Here is an 18,371-nt window from a genome sequence, read left to right on the forward strand (position 1 = left end):
CCCGCGAAGGCAAGAACCCGGAAAGGGCATAGTGTGAGAGCTGGGCCCCGCTTTCGCGGGGATGACGATCAGGTGGGGCAAATCTTCAGCGGAGCGGCGTCGATAGCAGGCCGGCCAGCTTCGCCCGAAACGCCTTCAGTTCATTGCCGCTCAAGAGCGAGGTGCTGACGAAGTTGACGCTCTTCGGATTGACGGGGGCGCCGCCGCGATAGACTTCGAAATGCAGATGCGGTCCGGTCGACAGACCGGTCGAGCCCACATAGCCGATCACCTGCCCCTGGCGGACCATCTGGCCGGCGCGGACGGCGAAGCGGCTGAGGTGCGAATAGCCGGTCGCCATGTTGCCGCCGTGGAGCAGGCGGATATAGTTGCCATGACCGCTCGCGCGGCCTGCCATGGCGACGCGGCCGTCGCTCACCGCATAGATGGGCGAGCCATGGCCCGCGCCGAAGTCGATGCCGCGATGGAAGCGGTTGTAACCGAGCAACGGGTGGAGCCGCATGCCGAAGCCCGAGGTCTGGCGCCCCGCGACCGGCCGCGTCAGGCCCGCCCGCTTTTCGCCGACACCCGCTGCGTCATACCATTCGGCGCGGCCGCCGACATTCCACTTCAGCAGCTGCAGCTTGCGGCGGCCCTGATCGAGCCCAGCGAACAGCAATTGCCCGGTCTCGACTTCGCCGGTTTCGGCACGGCGCTGCTCGACGATCAGGTCGAAGCGGGCGCCGGAGCCGATCGATCCGATCGACACCTTGCCCGCCAGCGCGCGGAGGTAAGTTTCAACGGCTCCAGCCGGAGCGCCGGCCGCGCGGGCGGCGCGATAAAGGCTATCGCCGACTACGCCCTGGACGCGCAGCGGCGTGTGATCGACGCGGATCGGTATCGGCGTGAGCCTGAGTGCGCCATCCACCCGCGTCAGTTCGATGCGCAAATCGAAGCGGGCGCGGAAGGCCAGCGCCTCCAAGGGGCGCGGCACGAATTTATTGGGGCGCCGTCCGAGGCGGATGTCGAGCCTGGTGCCATCCGCAATGCCTGATAGCGGCGTCGTGCCGGCCACCAGGTCAGCCACGCTCTTGGCTTCCGCCGCACCGACGCCCGCGCGTTCCAGCACTCGTGCAAAGCTGTCGCCTGCGCCAAGCGCGGCCGTCAGCTCCAGCATCGGCCGTTCGGGCGCTTCGCCGAGCGGGCGCACCAGGTCGCTTGCGGCCATGCGGCTGCCGGTGTCGGCGCCATAGGCGAGCGGAGAGATGGATTGCGCGCGCGCCTGCTCGGCTGCCTCGCCGGTCAGCGGCGCCGGTGCCGGCGCAAGGACGGGACGATTAAGCGAGGGTCCGAGCGCGATCGCAGAGCCGCACAATGCGATGAGCGTCGCGAGCCCTCGCCACCAGTCGCGCGAGCCGATGCGGGCGCCGAGATCGGGAACAAGGTCGAAGTCCGAAGCAGAGCGGACGGGGAGGGCAACAGCCGGTCCGCGGCGCCCGAACCCGGCAGGAGCCAGCGCAATCGCGCCTGCGCTGCCGCCGAGGCTGAACTCCTGACCCTTGTGCTGGTACAAATCTGCCCCCCGGCATGGCGGCGCGTGTGGCGTCGAGGTGCTTCTGCTGTGGGCAATCGGGGTTAACGTCAACCTAAAGCGCCGCGCCAGAAGCCGTTGCTGCGGCGAAACGCTGGACTCGTGCGTTCAATGGATCAAGTGCTTGCCAAGTCTGGCGGAACCCCCAAGTTGGAGGCGCCATGTCCAGTTTTGCGTCCTCGCCCGTTGCGGCGGTGCTCGGCCCCACCAACACCGGCAAGACGCACCTGGCGGTCGAGCGGATGTGTGCCCACTCCTCCGGCATGATCGGCTTCCCGCTGCGGCTGCTGGCCCGCGAAGTCTATGACCGGGTGGTCGCGATCAAGGGCGAGGCGCAGGTTGGGCTGATCACCGGTGAAGAGAAGATCATGCCGCCGCATGCGCGCTGGCTGCTCTGCACGGCGGAGTCGATGCCGGTCGACCGCGACGTTGCCTTCGTAGCGCTTGATGAAGCGCAGCTGGGTGCGGACCCGGAGCGGGGGCATGTCTTTACCGATCGGCTGCTGCGCGCCCGTGGCCGCGAGGAGACGCTGATCCTCGGGTCCGAAGCCATGCGGCCGATGATCCGCACCTTGCTGCCGAAGACGGAGATCGTCACCCGGCCGCGCTTTTCGACGCTCAGTTTCGCCGGCGCCAAGAAGCTGTCGCGGCTGCCCAAACGGTCGGCGATCGTCGCCTTCTCGGCCGAGGAAGTCTATGCCGTCGCCGAGACGCTGAGGCGGCTGCGCGGCGGCGCGGCAGTGGTGATGGGGGCGCTCAGCCCCCGTACGCGCAACGCCCAGGTGGCCATGTTCCAGGCCGGCGAGGTCGATTATCTGGTCGCAACCGACGCCATCGGCATGGGCCTCAACATGGACGTGGCGCATGTCGCCTTTGCGTCGCTGCAGAAGTTCGACGGGCGGCGGACACGCCGGCTGACGGTGGCCGAGATGGCGCAGATCGCCGGTCGGGCGGGGAGGCACCAGCGGGATGGCACCTTTGGCTCTCTCGGCGGAGAGGACGGGCCGGGCGCCTTCACGCCCGAAGAGATTGAGGCGATCGAGAACCACGACTTTCCCAGGCTCGAGCATCTCTACTGGCGCAACGGCGAGCCGGGTATGTCTAGCCTCGACGACCTGATCGCGTCGCTGGAGGAGAAACCGGACCAGCCGGTGCTGCGTGCCGCGCCGCAAGCGATCGACCTGGCCGTGCTCAAGAAGCTGGCGGGCGAGGACTGGGTCCGCGCCCGCACGCGCAGCCCCCAGGCGGTGAAGCGGCTCTGGGTGGCCTGCGGTCTACCCGATTTCCGCAAGACCGGGGCGGACCATCATGCCCGCTTCGTCGGTCGCCTCTACCAGCATCTTTCCGAAGGCCATGTGCCGCACAGCTGGTTCGCCGAGGAGATCGCCCGGCTCGACCGGATGGGCGGCGACGTGGACACGATCGCGGACCGCATCGCCTCTATCCGCAGCTGGTCCTATATCGCGCACCGGCCCGATTGGCTGGAGAACCCGGCGCATTGGGCCGAGCGGACGCGCGCTATCGAGGAACGGCTCTCCGACGCACTGCACGCGGCGCTCACCCAGCGCTTCGTCGACCGTCGCACTTCGGTGCTGCTGCGCGAGATCGGGGCTGGCTTGAGCGAGTTGCCGGTGGTCATTGGCGAGGATGGTGCCGTTACCGTCGATGAAGAGCCGATTGGCCGGCTCGATGGCTTCGCCTTCACTCCTGATGCGAGCGCGCGCCACGGCGACACCCGCCGACTGATCGCCGCCGCCGATCGGCTGCTCGCAACGGAGCGTGTCAAACGTTCGCGGGCCTTGGCGGCGAGTGGGGACGAGGCGTTCGCGCTATCAACCGAAGCCGGGCAGCCCCCGACCATTCTGTGGCAAGGGCGGCCGATCGCCAGCTTCGAGCCGACGCGCGAATTGCTGCGCCCGCGCCTGAAGCTGGAGCGCGCGGCCGCCGCACTCGAGCCCGCGAACCGCGACCTGATTTTCGCGCGCCTCCACAAGTGGCTGGAGGAGCGCACGGAGAAACTGCTCGATCCGCTCGAGAAAATGACGGCCGCCGCCGCCGATCCCGCGACGCCGAGCGCCTTGCGGGCCTTGCTCGCACCTCTGGTCGAAGCAGGCGGCATCGCTGATCGGCGCAGCGTCGAGCCGGGGCTCGCTGCTCTGACGCGCGAAGACCGCGCCGCCGCCCGCAAGCTCGGCATCACCATCGGCGCCATGGACGTGTTCGCGCCGGCGCTGCTGAAGCCGGAGCCGCTGCGCTGGCGCACTGCGCTGCTGGCCGTCCGGCGCGGCGCTCCGATGGCCGAGCTGCCGCCTGCCGGAGCGGTGATCCTGCCGTCCGGCAATGTGCCCGGCTTCCGCAGCATCGGGCGGCAGCAGGTGCGGATCGACATGGTGGAGCGCATCGCCCGCGCCGCGCACGAAGCGCGCGAGGGCAAGCGCGCCTTCGTGCCCGATGCCTCGCTCGCGACCTCGGTGGGGCTGGAGCCGGCGACGCTCAACCGCCTGATGCTGAGCCTCGGCTTCCGCGCTCTGCCGGTCGAGGCTGGCGCCGCGCCGTCATGGCGTTGGCAGGGCCGGCGCCGGCGCGAGGAGGAGGTTCAGGTCAATCCCAACAGCCCGTTCGCCAAGCTGGCGGAGTTGGGGCGGTGAGCGTACATTTCTGGTCATCCCGAACTTGTTTCGGGATAAGAGTGGGGCAGCGGACAGCATGGGGGTTGCTGCGGACCAAAAGCGAGGGAGGCCCTATCCCGAAACAAGTTCGGGATGACGCCTTTTGAGCGACACCCTCCGCCTCGACAAATTCCTCTGGTTCGCCCGCCTCGCCAGGACGCGGACCGTTGCCCAGGCAGTCGCCGAGGCGGGCCACATGCGGATCAGCGGCAGGATCGTCGACAGGGCGCATGCTCCGGTTCGGATCGGCGACGTGCTGAGCTTTCCGCTGCACGGGCGCGTGCGGGTGATCCGGGTCGAGGCGCTGCCGGCGCGGCGCGGCCCCGCCTCTGAAGCGCGGCTCTGCTATGCCGACCTGTCGCCCCCTGTTGACGCATCCGCCTCGGCGACATAGCGACAGGGAAACACCTAAGGGGCCCGCACAAATGACCTATGTCGTCACCGACGCCTGCATCCGCTGCAAATATATGGACTGCGTCGAGGTCTGCCCGGTCGACTGCTTCTACGAAGGCGAGAACATGCTGGTGATCAATCCCAGCGAGTGCATCGATTGCGGCGTGTGCGAACCCGAATGTCCGGCCGAAGCCATCCTGCCCGACACGGAGAGCGGCCTGGAGCAATGGCTGGAGCTGAACGCGACCTTCTCCGCCCAATGGCCGAACGTCACCCGCAGTCGCGGCGCCCCCGCCGACGCCGACGAGTTCAAGGGTCAGGAAGGCAAATACGACAAGTTCTTCTCGCCGGAGCCCGGGCAGGGAGACTGATGCTCCTCGTCATCCCGAACCAGGTTCGGGGTGACGACTAAGGGGTCACTGACACCGCTGGCAATTATATTGCGAATCTGTTAAGTGGTCTCCCACCGGGCTTGGCTCGGAACAGATGTCCCTTACATCTGCAGAAAGGTCCAACTCCTCCTCTGACCGTCCAATCCCGATGAGGTCGCTTATGCTCCCCGGGGCCCGGGAGCACGCGTCGGGACGGACCAAGAAGACAGAAAGGTCACTCATGGCTGCCAAGGCGCTCAGCTTCGACGTTGGCGATTATGTTGTTTACCCCAAGCACGGCGTGGGCCGCGTCGTGGAACTGCAGCGGCAGGAAATCGCCGGTGCAAGCCTCGAACTTTATGTGCTGCGTTTCGAAAAGGAGCGGATGACGCTCCGCGTTCCGACCAACAAGGCGGAAAGCGTTGGCATGCGCAAGTTATCGTCGGACAAGACGATGCGCGAGGCGATGGAAACGCTGAAGGGCAAGCCCAAGGTCAAGCGCACCATGTGGTCGCGCCGCGCCCAGGAGTATGAGGCCAAGATCAACTCCGGCGACCTCGTCTCGATCGCGGAGGTCGTGCGCGACCTGTTCCGCGCCGACGACCAGCCGGAGCAGAGCTATTCCGAGCGCCAGATCTTCGAAGCGGCCGCCAGCCGCCTCGCCCGCGAGCTCGCGGCGATGGAACAGCTGGACGAGCCGGGCGCGCTGAAGAAGATCCTCGAGATCCTCAACAAGGCCGCCGCCATCTACAACAAGGCCAAGGCCGAGGCGGCCGCTGAGGCCGAGTAGGCTTAGGTCCGACAAACGAAAGGGCGGTGCCGGAGACGGCGCCGCCCTTTTCCTTTGCACGAACTCATTCGCTCGTCGTGAGCCCTCCGGCTGCCTGCTGAGGCCGGCGCTCAGGATGAACTTCATGCCTCCGGCATGAAGTCGAGGGCGCGGCTCAGAGCAGGCGCCCTTCGACTACGGCCTGCGGCCTTCGCTCAGAACGAGCGGGGAGGATGCTGGACATCAAATCGAGCGTGGTGTATTGCGCATGCAACACAGTTCGGGAGGACCTGATGTCACGTCTGCCACTTCTTGCCATTGCGATCGCCACCTTAAGCGCCTGCGGCATGGTCCGCGCGGAAAGCGGCGACGGCGGCGCATCCGGCACGCGCAGCTTTGCCGTGCGCGGCTTCGATCGGGTCGAGCTGCGCGGATCGGACAATGTGATCGTCAAGGTCGGCGGCGCCGAGTCGGTCACGGCGACCGGACCGGAGGATTTGCTGGAGCGGCTTGAAGTCGAAGTGGTCAATGGCGAGCTGCGCGTCGGCCGCGAGAAGAAGTGGCGCATGGGCTGGTCGCCGGACCGCAAGCCGGTGACGATCACCGTTACTCTGCCGCGCATTCGCGGCGCTTCGGTCGCCGGTTCCGGGGACATGCATGTGGACCGGGTGCAGGCCGCCTCATTCGACGGCTCGATTGCGGGCTCCGGCAACCTGGCAATCGGCGGTCTCCAGGCGGAGGAGGCGTCGCTCAGCATCGCTGGATCCGGCGGGGCGTCGCTGGTCGGTCAGGCGCGCTCGATCGATGTCTCCATCGCGGGCTCGGGCGACCTTTCCGCGCAGGGGCTGAAGGCCGAGCGGGCCAAGATCAGCATCGCCGGTTCCGGCAATGTCCGCGCCCAGGTCAGCGGCGAAGCGGACGTGTCGATCATGGGCTCGGGAGACGTCCAGCTGGTCGGCAATCCGCGCTGCAAGGTCAGCAAAATGGGCTCCGGCACCGTCCGCTGCGGCTAGACTTCACTTCGTCATCGCGAGCGCAGCGAAGCAATCCAGCCGAAGTTGGAGCAACTGGATTGCTTCGTCGCTGCGCTCCTCGCAATGACGATCCTCTCTATACGAGAGCCAAGGCACTCAGCTCTTGCAGCATCTGCGGGGGGAGGTTGGCGAGGCCGCTGCCGCCGCTGACATCGGCCGGCGCGTCGGCCGCCGGCAGATAGCGCCAGCCCTGGTGCGCGCGCTTCGGCGCGCCGAGCACCGGCACCAGCCGTGCCTCCAGCTCGATGATGCAGCGCCGGTCCTCAGCCTCGGCAAAGCCGAGTATTTCCTGCCGCCCGACCAGCTGGTGCTTGATGATCCAGTAGAGCGATCCGCCGATCAGCTCGGCATGGCGCGTCGGCCGATAGCGCGTGACGATCCGCATCACCCCGCCCTCGGCCCGCGCCGCGACGCGCGCGCGCAGCGCCTGTGCCGTGGTGCAACCCATCGCCACTTTCGTCAAATGCAGAGACATCAAATGCTTAGCTGGCGAGTCCTGCCGCCGTTGCAAGCCCCAGAAAGGCGAGAAAACCCATCGAGTCGGTCAGCATCGTCACGAACACCGAGGAGGCGACCGCCGGGTCCTGGTTCAGGCGGTCGAGCAACAACGGCACCATCACTCCGGCAAGCCCGGCGATCAGGATATTGATCAGCATGGCCGCCGCGATCACGCCCCCAAGCTGCGAGTTCGCAAAGACAAGCGCGACGCCGACGCCGATTACCACCGCCACCGTGCCGCCGTTGAGGAGCGCGATGCGAAGCTCCCGCCAGATCGAACGCCAGGTATTGGACTGGGTCAGCTGGTTGGTGGCGAGCGCGCGCACGGTCACCGCCATGGTCTGCGTGCCGGCATTGCCGCCAACGCCGGCGACGATCGGCATCAGCGCGGCAAGCGCCACCATGCGTTCGATCGTCTGTTCGAACCGGCTGATGATGAAGGCGGCGAGCAGCGCCGTTGCGAGGTTGGCGATCAGCCAGCGCACGCGATTGCGGTAGCTCTGGACGACCGGCTCGTTGATGTCGCCTTCGCCGACGCCGGAGAGGAGCAGCGCGTCCTCGCTCGCTTCCTGCTGGATGATGTGGACGATGTCGTCGGCCGTGATCATGCCGACCAGCCGCCCGGACCCGTCCACCACCGCGGCCGAGATGAGCGCATATTTCTGGAAGCGCAGCGCCACTTCTTCCTGGTCCATGTCGACCGGGATCAGCGTCTGCTCGCGCTTCATCACATCGGCGACCGCGACCGACCGCGGCGTCCGCAGCACCCAGCTGAGCTGGCAGGTGCCGACCGGCCGATGCGCCGGATCGACGACGAAGATTTCCCAGAAGTCGGTCGTCAGATCGTCATTGCCGCGCAGATAGTCGATGACGTCGCCGACGCACCAATGTTCGGGCACCGCGATCAGCTCGCGCTGCATCAGCCGCCCGGCCGACTCCTCGGGGTAGGAGAGCGCCTCCTCGATCGCCGCGCGATCGTCCGGCTCCATCGCGCGCAGCACTTCGCGCTGCTCGTCCGGCTCCATGTCCTCGATGATCGCGACCGCATCGTCGGTATCCAGCTCCGCCGCGATGTCCGCCACCTGGGCCGGTTCCAGCGCGTCGATCAGGTCCTCGCGGACCCAGTCGTTCATCTCGGCGAGCACGTCGCCGTCGAGCAGATCCTTGAGCGCCACGGCAAGCGGCTGCCGCCAGTCGGACGGGGCAAGCTCGAACAGGTCGGCGATGTCGGCCGGGTGGAGCGGCTCGACCAGCGCGTGCGCGCCTTCCTCGTCGCCTTCCTCCAGCCGATCGATGACGGCGCGGACGAACTCCGGCTTCAGCCGGTCATCCTCATCGAGCTGGGTTTCGGGCTCCTGGGGCGTCAAGTCGAGTTCGGTCTCGCTCATTTTCGCCTCCTTTCCCGTGCGCCGCCGGGGATTGGCGCGACGGAACGGCAAAGGCAACCTTCCATCGCGAGAGCCGGTCTCTATATGGGCCGCTTTCATCCACAGGAGTTACACCATGGCCGGCGACACGCTCACTCTTACGCTCGATTCCGGCGGCGACGTCGTCATTCGCCTGCGCCCGGACCTTGCGCCCGGCCATGTCCAGCGGATCACCGAGCTGGCGAACGAAGGCTTTTACGACGGCGTGGTGTTTCACCGCGTGATCGACGGCTTCATGGCGCAGGGGGGCGACCCGACGGGTACCGGCACCAGCGGCTCCAACAAGCCCGACCTCAAGGCCGAGTTCAACAGCGAGCCGCACGTCCGCGGCGTCTGCTCGATGGCGCGCACCAACCAGCCGAACAGCGCCAACAGCCAGTTCTTCATCTGCCTGGACGACGCGACCTTCCTCGACCGGCAATATACGGTGTGGGGGGTCGTCGAGAGCGGAATGGAATATGTCGACGCGCTCCCCAAGGGCGAACCGCCGCGCAATCCGGGCAAGATACTGAAGGCGACCGTCGCCTAAGTAACCGCACATCGCCGTCATGCGGGATTTGATCCGGCATCCCCCTTCTTGACCGAAAGGCAGGTGGACCCCGGATCAAGTCCGGGGTGACGGTGAGGGGTGTTTGATCGTAGAGCCACCCCCATGAACACGCTCCTCGTTATGGCCGGCGGCGCAGTGGGCGCGACGGCTCGTTATCATCTGGGCGGGATGATCGGCCGCGGTTCCGTCCTTCCCTGGGGGACGCTGGCGGTGAACATATTGGGCGGATTGCTGATGGGCATGCTTGTAGCGCGGCGAACATCGGAGAACGTCCGGCTGCTTCTGGGCGTGGGCTTGTTGGGCGGCTTCACCACCTTCTCCGCTTTCAGCCTAGAGACGGTGACGTTGATCCAGCGCGGCGCGATCCTGCCGGCCACCGCCTATGTGCTCGCTTCAATTCTCGGCGCATGCCTGGCACTGCACGGCGGCCTGCTGATTGGGCGTCCGGCATGAGCGAAGTGCGCACTTTCAAGGTCGGCGCGGACGACGACGACATCCGGCTCGACCGCTGGTTCAAGCGGCATCTGCCGGAGATCAGCTTCACTCAGGTGTCCAAATGGGCCCGGACGGGTCAGTTGCGTCTCGACGGCAAGCGGGCAACGCCAGGCGATCGCATCGCGGTCGGTCAGCTGATCCGGGTGCCGCCCGCCGAACCGCCCGCTCCCGAAAAGGCCAAGCCGCAGCGCCAGAGGCCGGTGATGAGCGACGACCAGATCGCCTTCGCCAAGGAACTGCTGATTCACAAGGATGCGCAGGCGCTCGTCATCAACAAGCCGCCGGGCCTCGCCACCCAGGGCGGCACCAAGACGCACGAGCATGTCGACGGCCTGCTCGACGCGCTGCAGTTCGAGGCGGAGGGGCGGCCGAAGCTGGTCCACCGGCTCGACAAGGACACGTCGGGCGCGCTGCTGCTCGCCCGCACCAGCCGCGCCGCCGCCTTTTTCGGCAAGAGCTTCTCCAGCCGCACGGCGCGCAAGGTTTATTGGGCGCTGATCACCGGCGTGCCTTCGATCGAGGACGGATTCATAGAGCTGCCGATCGCCAAGCAGCCGGGGACCGGCGGCGAGAAGATGCATGTTGATGAGAAGGAGGGCAGTCCTGCCAAGACCCGCTACCGTGTGATCGAGCGCGCCGGCAATCGCGCCGCTTGGGTTGAGCTTCAGCCCTTTACCGGCCGCACCCACCAGCTGCGCGTGCACATGGCGGCGATCGGCCACCCGATCGTCGGCGACGGCAAATATGGCGGGCAGGAGGCATTCCTGACCGGGGGCATCAGCCGCAAGATGCACCTCCACGCCCGCCGCATCCGCATCGACCATCCCGATGGCGGCCGCGTCGACGTAAAGGCGGACCTTCCCGCGCATTTCGCCGAGAGCCTCGACTTGCTCGGTTTCGAGCTCGAGGCAGGCGACCTGCCGCTCGACGAAGTGAAGTTCAGCGAAACGCCCGAAGGCAAGAAGCGCGCGGAAAGCGCCGCCGCCAAGGCCCGCCGCAAGGAGCGCAAGGGCGAACGGCGCGGGCGAGGCCGCAGCTGATGCATGCCAACCGGGCCTTTCACGACCTGGATGACGAGCAGGCCATGGCGTTGGCCGAACGGATCGCCTTCGCGCACATCTTTGCGAGCACCCAGGCCGGGCCGATGGTAGCGCATGCGCCAATCGTACGGGACGGCGAGCGGGCCTTCCGCTTCCACCTGGCGCGCGGCAATCGCATGACGGCGCATCTGGACGGCGCGACGGTGCTGCTGAGTCTGACGGGGCCGCACGGCTATGTCACGCCCAACTGGTATGATCCGCCGGGCGACCAGGTGCCGACCTGGAACTATCTGGCCGTCGAGTTGGACGGCATCGCTCGGCTGATGCCGGACGAGGCGCTGATCAAACAACTCGATAGGCTGGCGGAGCTGCACGAGCCGGGCCTCAGCCCCGTGCCCTGGACGCGCGGCAAGATGGATCCGGCGAAGTTCGATGCGATGCGCAAGGCGATCCGCGGATTCGAGGTCGAGGTGTCGGCGGTGCGGGTCACGCGCAAGCTGAGCCAGAACAAGCCGGCTGAGGACATTGCGGGCGTGATCGCGGGCCTTTGGGCGAGCGGCAATCACCGCCTGGCCGAGGCCATGCAGTCGCTATGAACCGCCTCGCTCTGTTCGATTGCGACGGCACGCTCGTAGACAGTCAGGCGTCGATCTGCCGGGCCATGACGGCTTGCTTCGAGGAACATGACCTGACGCCGCCGGACCGAGCGGCGACGCGGCGCATCGTCGGCTTGAGCCTGCCTGAGGCGATGCGCACGCTCCTCCCGGAAGGAGAGGCAGCGCTGCACGACTCCCTCACGCAGAGCTACAAACAGGCATTCTTCCGCCACCGCGAACAGGGATTGGTCGGGGAGCCGCTGTTCGATGGGCTGGCCGACGCGCTGGACGCCTTGGAGGCGCAGGGTTGGCTGCTCGGCGTCGCCACCGGCAAGTCGGACCGCGGCCTGCGCTTCTGTCTGGAGCATCACGGCATCCACATGCGCTTCGTGACGCTCCAGACCGCCGACCGCCACCCGTCGAAGCCGCACCCGGCCATGCTCCACGCCGCCATCGCCGAAGCCGGCGGGTCGCCCGAAACCACGGTCATGATCGGCGACACCAGCTTCGACATGATGATGGCTGTCTCCGGCGGCGCCCATGCGCTCGGCGTCGGCTGGGGCTATCACGCGCCGGAAGAACTGCGCGCGGCGGGGGCGGCTGAGGTGGTTGGCACGGCGTCGGCTCTCGTCGACTATCTCCACGCTCTCCCACCCGGTTCGGGCTGAGCTTGTCGAAGCCCTCCCTGTTTCTACATCGACGAAAGAAGGGAGGCCTTCGACAGGCTCAGGCCGAACCGAGTTTTGGATGCCCATCTGAATGACCGACCCAGCCCGCAATCGCTTTTTCATTATCTCGGCAGTTCGGCTGGGCGGCGCTGTGCTGATGCTGCTGAGCCTGGTCGTCGCCTCAGGGCGATGGGAAGGCTGGCCGCCCGAGGCAGGGATGGTCGGAGTGCTGATCGGCGCATTCGGCTTCGCGATCGCGCCGCGCCTGCTTGCCCGGCGCTGGCGGAGCCCGGAATGAAGCGCTTCTGGAAAGAGGCGCGGGCCGATGGCAGGCAGGTGCTCCTCGACGGCCGGCCGGTCCGCACGCCGAAGCGCAATCTTCTGGAGGTCCCCAGCGCGGCCTTGGCCGAGGCTATGGCGTCGGAATGGAACGGCGTGGGCGAGGAGCTCGATCCGCAGGCGCTGCCGCTGACTGGCCTCGCCAATGCGGCAATCGACATCGTGGCCGCCGATCATCAGGCGTTCGCTGAGAATCTCGCCCGCTATGGCGAGACCGATCTGCTTGCCTATCGGGCGACCAGTCCCGACGAGCTGATCGCGCGGCAGGCGCGCGAGTGGGACCCGCTGCTCGACTGGGTGCGCACGCGCTACGATGTGCATGTCGATGTCGTCCGCGGCATCATGCACCAGCCGCAGCCCGAAGCCACCGTCGCGCGGTTGCGCGAAGCAACGTTTGCGCGCACCGATTTCGAACTCGCCGCCCTGTCGCCGATCGTCACCATCGGCGGCTCGTTGGTGGTCGGCTTGGCCTTGCTGGAAAGGGCGTTCGAGCCGGAACAGCTCTGGTCCGCCGTTAATCTCGACGAGCTGTGGCAGGAGGAACTGTGGGGCGAGGACGCACTCGCACTCGAAGCGCGCGAGGCACGCCGGCGCGACTGGGACGCGGCGGTGCGGTTCCTGTACCTCCTCTAGTTCGTCATTCCCGCGAAAGCGGGAACCCAGAAGGGAACGCGCTCAGTATTCAGCCGCTGGATCCCCGCTTTCGCGGGGATGACGGCAGAGGGGGTCACTCGCCCGGGCGGTACACCCGCTTGGTGTGACCCTTCAGCTGGTCCGGGTAGAAATAGACCTCGCGAAAATCTCCGCTCGCATAGCGCTCGGCCTGATCGGCGAAATGCGGCGACTGCGGATCGCCGCTGACGCCGCCGGCGGTCACGGCGCGGGCGCTCACACGCGGGCCGAACTCGACCACCGCGACGAAGCTGTTGCCGTAATTGCCGTACCAGCGCTTGGTGTTCGGATAGGGCTGCGAGCCATAGGCGGCGAGCGAACCATAGTTGCCGGAGACGAAGCCGACCGGAATGCTCGGCTGAGTGTCGTCGAAGCGCGGCTTGATGTCGCTGGTGATGCGCTGAAAGCGGTTGATCTCGCCCCAGGTCATGCGCCAGCGGCCGAATTGGCGCTGCAGCCGGTCGACCGCCGCCGAAAGCGCGTTCAACTTGTAAGGCGCAGGAGCGGCCGCATACCAGTCGGTCGCCTTGCCCGCCGTGCGTGCGTCGGCGGGTAGGCCCCGGCTCATCTCATTGCCCCAGAAGACGGCGAGGCTGGTCGCTTCCGAGCCCGTTCCCCATCTGTAATCCCAGGCGCGAAGCAGAGCGATCGGCTCCCGCAGCTTTTCCTTGAGCGGGTCGGAAGACGGCAGTGCCTCATACGCGGCGAGCAGCGGCGGAATGGTCTCGGCAAAGGCGGGCAGATAGGGGCTGAACGCCGCCTCCAGCAGGCTGTCGCGCGTGAAGCGCCGCGGCTGTTGCAGCAGCATCAGCGCATGTTCGCCCCGGGGATTCTCCTCGCCGGTCTCGATATAGCGCGGGAAGGCCTCGGCGCGGATGCTGTTCACCCCGGCCGCGGACCAGGGCCAGTTGTTCGTGTTCTGCACCCAGCCGGTGCGGGGATTGATCGCTGCGGGCAGCTGATCGACGGGCAGCAGTCCGTTCCAGTCCCCCGACGGATCGCTGCCGTCGACGGCCTTGGTGTAATCCAGCGCCGGATTGCGGCGCGGCATGAACTGCGGAAACAGGAAGGCGATCTCGCCCTTGCGGCTGGCGAAGACCGTATTGTTGGACGAGTTGGCGCGGTAGGTCGAGGCAACTTGCTGAAATGAGGCGAGGTCGCTGGCCTTGGTGCGCAGCCAGCTCTGCTGCAGCGCCTCGACGGGGCGGTTCATCAAGGCGGTGGCGATCCACTTGTCCCCCTCCGCCCGCACGATCGGGCCGTGATGCGTGCGGAAGGTGGTGAACTCGCGCGTACCGAGGCTCCCGTCCGGCTGGCGGAAACGGATGCGGATGATGCGCTGTTCGACCGGCCGCAGCGTCCCGCCATGGCGGTAGCCGAGCCCCTTAGGCCCGCGCACGATCGTCTCCGCGAACTCGTCGACATTGTCGGCGCCGACGCTCGACGTGTGCATCCAGCCGATATTCTGGTTGAAGCCCTGATAGATGAAGAACTGGCCCCAGGTGGAGGCGCCATAGGCATTCAGCCCTTCTTCGCTGGTCATCTGCAGCTCGGAACGGAAATAGAAGCTGGTGTGCGGATTGATCAGCAGCAGGGCATTTCCGGTCGCGCTCTTCGCCGGCCCGATCGCGAAGCCGTTAGAGCCGAGCGGCTCCTTGAGCGGCACCGGATCCGCCGCGACGATGGCGGGCGACTCCTCGCCATAGAAGCGGCGGAGCTGGTCGAGATCGATCCGCTCGATGTCGCCGCCGATGCTGCCTTCAGTGAAGGACAGCGCCATCCATGGCTCGAAGCGAGTGAGCACGTTAGGCTTCACTTCCGGGTGGGTGGCAAGGAAGTGATTGAGGCCGTCGGCCCAGGCCTGCATCAGCCGCTGCATCGGTGCGGGGCTGCGGGCGTAGGCGGCGCGAAGCTCGGCCTCGTCGAGATAGAGGCGGTGGCGGAGATCGTCCCAGATCGCGCCTTCGCCATCAGCCTCAGCCTGGCGGCCGAGCGCGGTCAGATAGTTGCGTTCGATGCGGGGGAAGTCGTCCTCGGCCTGGGCGTAGATCGCGCCGAACACCGCATCCGCATCGCTCCGCCCGCGCACATGGGCGATGCCCCAACTGTCACGCGTGATCGTGACCCGCGCCGCCTGCGCGTGCCAGCGGGGAAGGTCGGCATTTGGAGCGGGAGCGGCGGCGGCGAGGAGGATAGCGAAGGCGAGCATCGGTCGAGGCTAGGTGATTACGATAGGAAACTAAACTCCGTTCGCTTCGAGCGCAGTCGAGAAGCGACATTTCGCCCCAGACGCGTTTCTCGACTTCGTTCGAAACGAACGGCGATCAAAGCGGCAGGCGCATTTCGGCGCGAAGCCCGCCTCCCTCGCGGTTCGCAAGTGTGAGCGTGCCGCCATGCGCGTCGACGATGGCGCGGGCGAGGGCGAGGCCCAGGCCGGAGCCGCCCGTGTCGCGGCTGCGCGAGGCCTCGAGCCGGGTAAAGGCCTGGAACATGCGCTCAATCTCTTCGGGCGGAATGCCGGGGCCGTCGTCATCGACCTGCACCAGCGCGTCCGCCCCATCCGGCCGCACCGTCAGCCGGGCGCGCACGCCATATTTGAGCGCATTCTCGATCAAATTGCGGAGCGCGCGCTTGATCAGGTTCGGGCGCATCGGCACGGCCAAACGGTCCGCTTCCTCGACCGTCACATCGGCGGCCAGATCCTCGAACTCTTCGACCACGCTATCGACCAGCGCCGGCAGGTCCACCCGCTGTTCCGGCTCGCTCGGGCGGCCGAGCCTGGCGAGCGAGAGGATGTCGTCGAGCGTGCGGTTCATGTCGTCGATCGTCGCGGCCATCCGCGCCCGCTCGGCCTCGTCCTCGACCAGCTCGGTGCGCACGCGAAGCGAGGCGAGCGGCGTGCGCAGATCATGGCCGATCGCGCCGAGCATCCGGTCCTTCTCGTCGAGCATGCCCGTGATGCGAGTGCGCATTTCGTTGAAGGCCGCGATCAGCCGGCGGATATCGGCAGGCCCCTGTTCGGCGATGGGCTCGGGCGCGGTGCGGCGGTCGAACCGCTCGGCGGCCTGGCGCAACTCCGCCAGCGGCCGCGCCAGCCGTCCGCCGACCCACAGCACCGTCAGCAGCACGAAACCGTAAAGCACAAAGGTCTGGAAGATCAGCCAGCCGAACACGCCCCGATTGAGCGGCGGCAGCGGCGCGGCGGTGGTGATCCAGCGGTTCCTGGCGATCTCCGCCGACACGACAATGACGCGGCGCTCCAGCACCGCCGCGCGCCGCAGCATCCGGCCTTGGCCATCGACCTGCACCTGGAACTCGCGGGCGGGCACCTGTGCCGCCCTGATCTCGCCGACCACGATGCCGACCTGGCCAAGCATTTCGCGCGCCTGGGCGACGACTTCGGGCTTCAGCTTCATCGTGCCGTTGACCGGGCTTTGAGCGGTCGACAGCGATCCACGCATCATCGCCGGCGTGGTCTGGCCGGTGCGGGTGCGCTGCACGGCCTCGGCCAATCGGGCGATCGCCAGCGTCGCTGTCTGCACATGATTCTGGCGCTCCGTGGCCTGCAGCAGCAGCGCGAAATTGACCGCCTGCGCGACCCCAAGTGCAAGTGCGACCAGCAGGGCAAGCTGGGCGCCAAGGCTTTTGGGCCAAAGCCGCTTCAAAGGCGGGTCACGTCCGCGGCTAGGGTATAGCCGCCACCCCAGACGGTCTTAATCAGCGCTGGGTTTTTCGGGTCCGCTTCGATCTTGCGGCGCAGGCGGCTGATGTGGTTGTCGATCGCGCGATCGAACGCATGCGCCTCCCGCCCATAGGCGAGGTCGAGCAGCTGGTCGCGGCTGAGCACCTGGTGCGGGTGGGTCGCGAATGCCAGCATCAGGTTGAACTCGCCGGTGGATAGCGGCACCGAAACGCCATCCGGATCGACCAGGCCGCGTTCGCCAGCCTTCAGCACCCAGCCGGAAAAGGCATAGCTGCCGGTCTCCGGCGCTCGCTGCTTGACGCCGCCGCCACGGCCCATGCGCCGCAGCACGACCTTGATGCGCGCGACCAGTTCGCGCGGAGAAAAGGGCTTCACGACATAGTCGTCAGCGCCCATTTCCAGCCCGACGATCCGGTCCGTCTCCTCGGCCATGGCGGTCAGCAGGATGACCGGCAGATCGGACGTCTCGCGGATATGGCGGCACAGGCTCAGCCCGTCCTCGCCGGGCATCATCACGTCCAGGATGACGAGGTCGATGGCATAGCCGTGCAGCCGCTCGCGTGCCTGGGCAGCGTCTGCGGCCTGGGTGATGCGAAAGCCGTTGCGGCCGAGATAGGTGGCGAGCGGTTCGCGGATCGAGCGTTCGTCGTCGACCAGCAGGATGTGCGGCTTATCGTCCAAATTCATGCTCCGCTTGCACCTTGTGTCGCTCCTAACCGCACGAGCAGACATGCGAAAGCGGGCGAAGCACAAGCTCCGCCCGCTCTTTCCGGCGGCCGCGCCACAGGGGGTGAAGACGCGGTGCGCCGGAGGAGCATCCGGGCCGCAACGGGGCCGGAACGCTCCTTCGCCCGACCGCCTATCGGACCGAAGCGTCGCCTGCCTTTGTCAGCCGCCGCACGATATTGTCGCAATCTGTCGCGGTGCCGGGCCAGCACGCCGCCAGCCGATGCGCGGCGGCAGGCGCCAGATCTTGCTGCAGCCACTCGACCGCGGTGCGGACGAGGAGAGCGACGCGCATACCGTGAGCCGGCAGGTGCGCCGGGTCGACGAGCAGCTCCATCAGCGCGCTCCGCAGCAAGCGGGCGGGTTCGTCGGGCAGACCGCTGCGGCGCGCAGCGTCGAAGCTGTGAGTCAGATAGGCGAGCTCGGGGCGGAGGTCGGTTTCGGCAACCTGCGCCGCAAAGCCGCAGATGATCTCCAGCCCGCCATTGATCGCGTCGAACCGCGCACGGCCCGGCAACTCGCGCGCAGAGGCGCGCTCGATCCGAATGGCAGTGAAAGCGAGCACGGCCAAGGCGACGCGGTCGGAGACCGGCTGGCGCCAGAAGGGAAACAGATCGGCGAGGCCGTCGACCACGAACTCCTGCGCCGTAGCGAGCAGCACAGCGGCCGCTGTCAGCGCTGCTTCATCCCCATCTGGCAGCCGCTCCAGGTCCTGCGGCGTCAGGCAGTAAAGCGTGTCGAAGAACTCGGTGGTGTCGCGCACGCCTGCAGGTACGGCGAACCGTCCGCGTTCCGCCCCCACCTCCATCATGCTCATCGCGCCACACTCCTCCCGATCTTCACGGGTGAAT

At 67.2% G+C, this 18,371-nt stretch carries 19 protein-coding genes; 12 read left to right on the forward strand and 7 right to left on the reverse strand.

Going from position 1 to position 18,371, the window contains the following annotated elements:
- Positions 1 to 85: 85 nt before the first annotated feature.
- On the reverse strand, positions 86 to 1,552 hold the full coding sequence (locus VGT77_RS07995; RefSeq protein WP_327461306.1) for a M23 family metallopeptidase: 1,467 nt from the start codon (positions 1,550 to 1,552) through the stop codon (positions 86 to 88).
- A gap of 179 nt (positions 1,553 to 1,731) precedes the next feature.
- On the opposite strand from VGT77_RS07995, the gene VGT77_RS08000 reads away from it, so the two are divergent.
- The 5 genes from VGT77_RS08000 (at position 1,732) to VGT77_RS08020 (ending at position 6,785) form a co-directional block, all read left to right on the forward strand.
- Entirely contained in the window at positions 1,732 to 4,218 is a 2,487-nt protein-coding gene (locus tag VGT77_RS08000) for a helicase-related protein (RefSeq protein ID WP_327461308.1), read from the forward strand.
- A gap of 124 nt (positions 4,219 to 4,342) precedes the next feature.
- Entirely contained in the window at positions 4,343 to 4,633 is a 291-nt protein-coding gene (locus VGT77_RS08005) for an RNA-binding S4 domain-containing protein (protein WP_327461310.1), read from the forward strand.
- A gap of 31 nt (positions 4,634 to 4,664) precedes the next feature.
- Positions 4,665 to 5,003 carry a ferredoxin FdxA gene (fdxA, locus tag VGT77_RS08010; protein WP_327461311.1) on the forward strand — a complete coding sequence of 113 codons (339 nt, stop codon included), beginning with the start codon at positions 4,665 to 4,667 and terminating at the stop codon, positions 5,001 to 5,003.
- A 241-nt stretch (positions 5,004 to 5,244) separates the two neighbouring features.
- Positions 5,245 to 5,793, forward strand: a complete 549-nt coding sequence (locus VGT77_RS08015; protein WP_327461312.1) for a CarD family transcriptional regulator — start codon at positions 5,245 to 5,247, stop codon at positions 5,791 to 5,793.
- A gap of 272 nt (positions 5,794 to 6,065) precedes the next feature.
- Positions 6,066 to 6,785, forward strand: coding sequence for a head GIN domain-containing protein (locus tag VGT77_RS08020; RefSeq protein WP_327461314.1), 720 nt, complete (start codon positions 6,066 to 6,068; stop codon positions 6,783 to 6,785).
- Positions 6,786 to 6,882: 97 nt separating this feature from the next.
- Here the strand turns inward: VGT77_RS08020 and VGT77_RS08025 are convergent, their stop codons facing one another.
- A complete protein-coding gene (locus tag VGT77_RS08025; protein ID WP_327461316.1) occupies positions 6,883 to 7,281 on the reverse strand; it encodes a DUF1489 domain-containing protein in 399 nt (132 codons plus the stop codon).
- 7 nt (positions 7,282 to 7,288) lie between these two features.
- Positions 7,289 to 8,692 carry a magnesium transporter gene (gene mgtE / locus VGT77_RS08030; protein WP_327461318.1) on the reverse strand — a complete coding sequence of 468 codons (1,404 nt, stop codon included), beginning with the start codon at positions 8,690 to 8,692 and terminating at the stop codon, positions 7,289 to 7,291.
- Positions 8,693 to 8,807: 115 nt separating this feature from the next.
- Between mgtE and VGT77_RS08035 the strand changes: the two genes are divergently transcribed.
- From VGT77_RS08035 to VGT77_RS08065, 7 genes are all read left to right on the forward strand, one after another.
- A complete protein-coding gene (locus tag VGT77_RS08035; RefSeq protein WP_327461320.1) occupies positions 8,808 to 9,260 on the forward strand; it encodes a peptidylprolyl isomerase in 453 nt (150 codons plus the stop codon).
- A 123-nt stretch (positions 9,261 to 9,383) separates the two neighbouring features.
- Positions 9,384 to 9,734 carry a fluoride efflux transporter CrcB gene (crcB, locus tag VGT77_RS08040; RefSeq protein ID WP_327461322.1) on the forward strand — a complete coding sequence of 117 codons (351 nt, stop codon included), beginning with the start codon at positions 9,384 to 9,386 and terminating at the stop codon, positions 9,732 to 9,734.
- Positions 9,689 to 10,816, forward strand: coding sequence for an RluA family pseudouridine synthase (locus VGT77_RS08045; RefSeq protein ID WP_327461324.1), 1,128 nt, complete (start codon positions 9,689 to 9,691; stop codon positions 10,814 to 10,816). Before crcB ends, VGT77_RS08045 begins: the two co-directional genes overlap by 46 nt.
- Entirely contained in the window at positions 10,816 to 11,412 is a 597-nt protein-coding gene (locus VGT77_RS08050; protein ID WP_327461326.1) for an FMN-binding negative transcriptional regulator, read from the forward strand. The genes VGT77_RS08045 and VGT77_RS08050 overlap by 1 nt, the downstream gene beginning before the upstream one ends.
- Positions 11,409 to 12,080 (forward strand): HAD-IA family hydrolase, encoded by a 672-nt coding sequence (locus VGT77_RS08055; protein WP_327461328.1) that lies wholly within the window; start codon positions 11,409 to 11,411, stop codon positions 12,078 to 12,080. The genes VGT77_RS08050 and VGT77_RS08055 overlap by 4 nt, the downstream gene beginning before the upstream one ends.
- A 91-nt stretch (positions 12,081 to 12,171) precedes the next feature.
- The gene (locus tag VGT77_RS08060; protein WP_327461330.1) at positions 12,172 to 12,378 is read left to right on the forward strand and encodes a hypothetical protein; all 207 of its coding nucleotides are present in this window, start codon (positions 12,172 to 12,174) and stop codon (positions 12,376 to 12,378) included.
- Positions 12,375 to 13,052, forward strand: coding sequence for an ATP12 family chaperone protein (locus tag VGT77_RS08065; protein WP_327461332.1), 678 nt, complete (start codon positions 12,375 to 12,377; stop codon positions 13,050 to 13,052). Before VGT77_RS08060 ends, VGT77_RS08065 begins: the two co-directional genes overlap by 4 nt.
- Before the next feature lie 94 nt (positions 13,053 to 13,146).
- Here VGT77_RS08065 and VGT77_RS08070 read toward each other — a convergent pair whose 3' ends face one another.
- From VGT77_RS08070 to VGT77_RS08085, 4 genes are all read right to left on the reverse strand, one after another.
- On the reverse strand, positions 13,147 to 15,300 hold the full coding sequence (locus tag VGT77_RS08070) for a penicillin acylase family protein (RefSeq protein ID WP_327461334.1): 2,154 nt from the start codon (positions 15,298 to 15,300) through the stop codon (positions 13,147 to 13,149).
- Positions 15,301 to 15,415: 115 nt separating this feature from the next.
- Complete coding sequence (locus VGT77_RS08075; RefSeq protein ID WP_327461336.1) at positions 15,416 to 16,756, reverse strand: ATP-binding protein; 1,341 nt, start codon at positions 16,754 to 16,756, stop codon at positions 15,416 to 15,418.
- Entirely contained in the window at positions 16,753 to 17,475 is a 723-nt protein-coding gene (locus VGT77_RS08080; RefSeq protein ID WP_327461577.1) for a response regulator, read from the reverse strand. The genes VGT77_RS08075 and VGT77_RS08080 overlap by 4 nt, the downstream gene beginning before the upstream one ends.
- Before the next feature lie 178 nt (positions 17,476 to 17,653).
- Positions 17,654 to 18,337, reverse strand: coding sequence for a hypothetical protein (locus VGT77_RS08085; protein WP_327461338.1), 684 nt, complete (start codon positions 18,335 to 18,337; stop codon positions 17,654 to 17,656).
- Positions 18,338 to 18,371 lie beyond the last annotated feature (34 nt).

Source organism: Sphingomonas sp., from assembly GCF_035944535.1.
In the GTDB taxonomy this organism is placed as follows: domain Bacteria; phylum Pseudomonadota; class Alphaproteobacteria; order Sphingomonadales; family Sphingomonadaceae; genus Sphingomonas_B.

Excerpts from the sequence above, each read along its gene's own strand:
- VGT77_RS08000 (WP_327461308.1), top strand. The coding sequence starts at position 1,732 with ATGTCCAGTTTTGCGTCCTCGCCCGTTGCGGCGGTGCTCGGCCCCACC.
- fdxA (WP_327461311.1), top strand. The coding sequence starts at position 4,665 with ATGACCTATGTCGTCACCGACGCCTGCATCCGCTGCAAATATATGGAC.
- VGT77_RS08015 (WP_327461312.1), top strand. The coding sequence starts at position 5,245 with ATGGCTGCCAAGGCGCTCAGCTTCGACGTTGGCGATTATGTTGTTTAC.
- VGT77_RS08020 (WP_327461314.1), top strand. The coding sequence starts at position 6,066 with ATGTCACGTCTGCCACTTCTTGCCATTGCGATCGCCACCTTAAGCGCC.
- VGT77_RS08025 (WP_327461316.1), bottom strand. The coding sequence starts at position 7,281 with ATGTCTCTGCATTTGACGAAAGTGGCGATGGGTTGCACCACGGCACAG.
- mgtE (WP_327461318.1), bottom strand. The coding sequence starts at position 8,692 with ATGAGCGAGACCGAACTCGACTTGACGCCCCAGGAGCCCGAAACCCAG.
- VGT77_RS08035 (WP_327461320.1), top strand. The coding sequence starts at position 8,808 with ATGGCCGGCGACACGCTCACTCTTACGCTCGATTCCGGCGGCGACGTC.
- crcB (WP_327461322.1), top strand. The coding sequence starts at position 9,384 with ATGAACACGCTCCTCGTTATGGCCGGCGGCGCAGTGGGCGCGACGGCT.
- VGT77_RS08045 (WP_327461324.1), top strand. The coding sequence starts at position 9,689 with ATGCCTGGCACTGCACGGCGGCCTGCTGATTGGGCGTCCGGCATGAGC.
- VGT77_RS08050 (WP_327461326.1), top strand. The coding sequence starts at position 10,816 with ATGCATGCCAACCGGGCCTTTCACGACCTGGATGACGAGCAGGCCATG.
- VGT77_RS08055 (WP_327461328.1), top strand. The coding sequence starts at position 11,409 with ATGAACCGCCTCGCTCTGTTCGATTGCGACGGCACGCTCGTAGACAGT.
- VGT77_RS08060 (WP_327461330.1), top strand. The coding sequence starts at position 12,172 with ATGACCGACCCAGCCCGCAATCGCTTTTTCATTATCTCGGCAGTTCGG.
- VGT77_RS08065 (WP_327461332.1), top strand. The coding sequence starts at position 12,375 with ATGAAGCGCTTCTGGAAAGAGGCGCGGGCCGATGGCAGGCAGGTGCTC.
- VGT77_RS08070 (WP_327461334.1), bottom strand. The coding sequence starts at position 15,300 with ATGCTCGCCTTCGCTATCCTCCTCGCCGCCGCCGCTCCCGCTCCAAAT.
- VGT77_RS08085 (WP_327461338.1), bottom strand. The coding sequence starts at position 18,337 with ATGAGCATGATGGAGGTGGGGGCGGAACGCGGACGGTTCGCCGTACCT.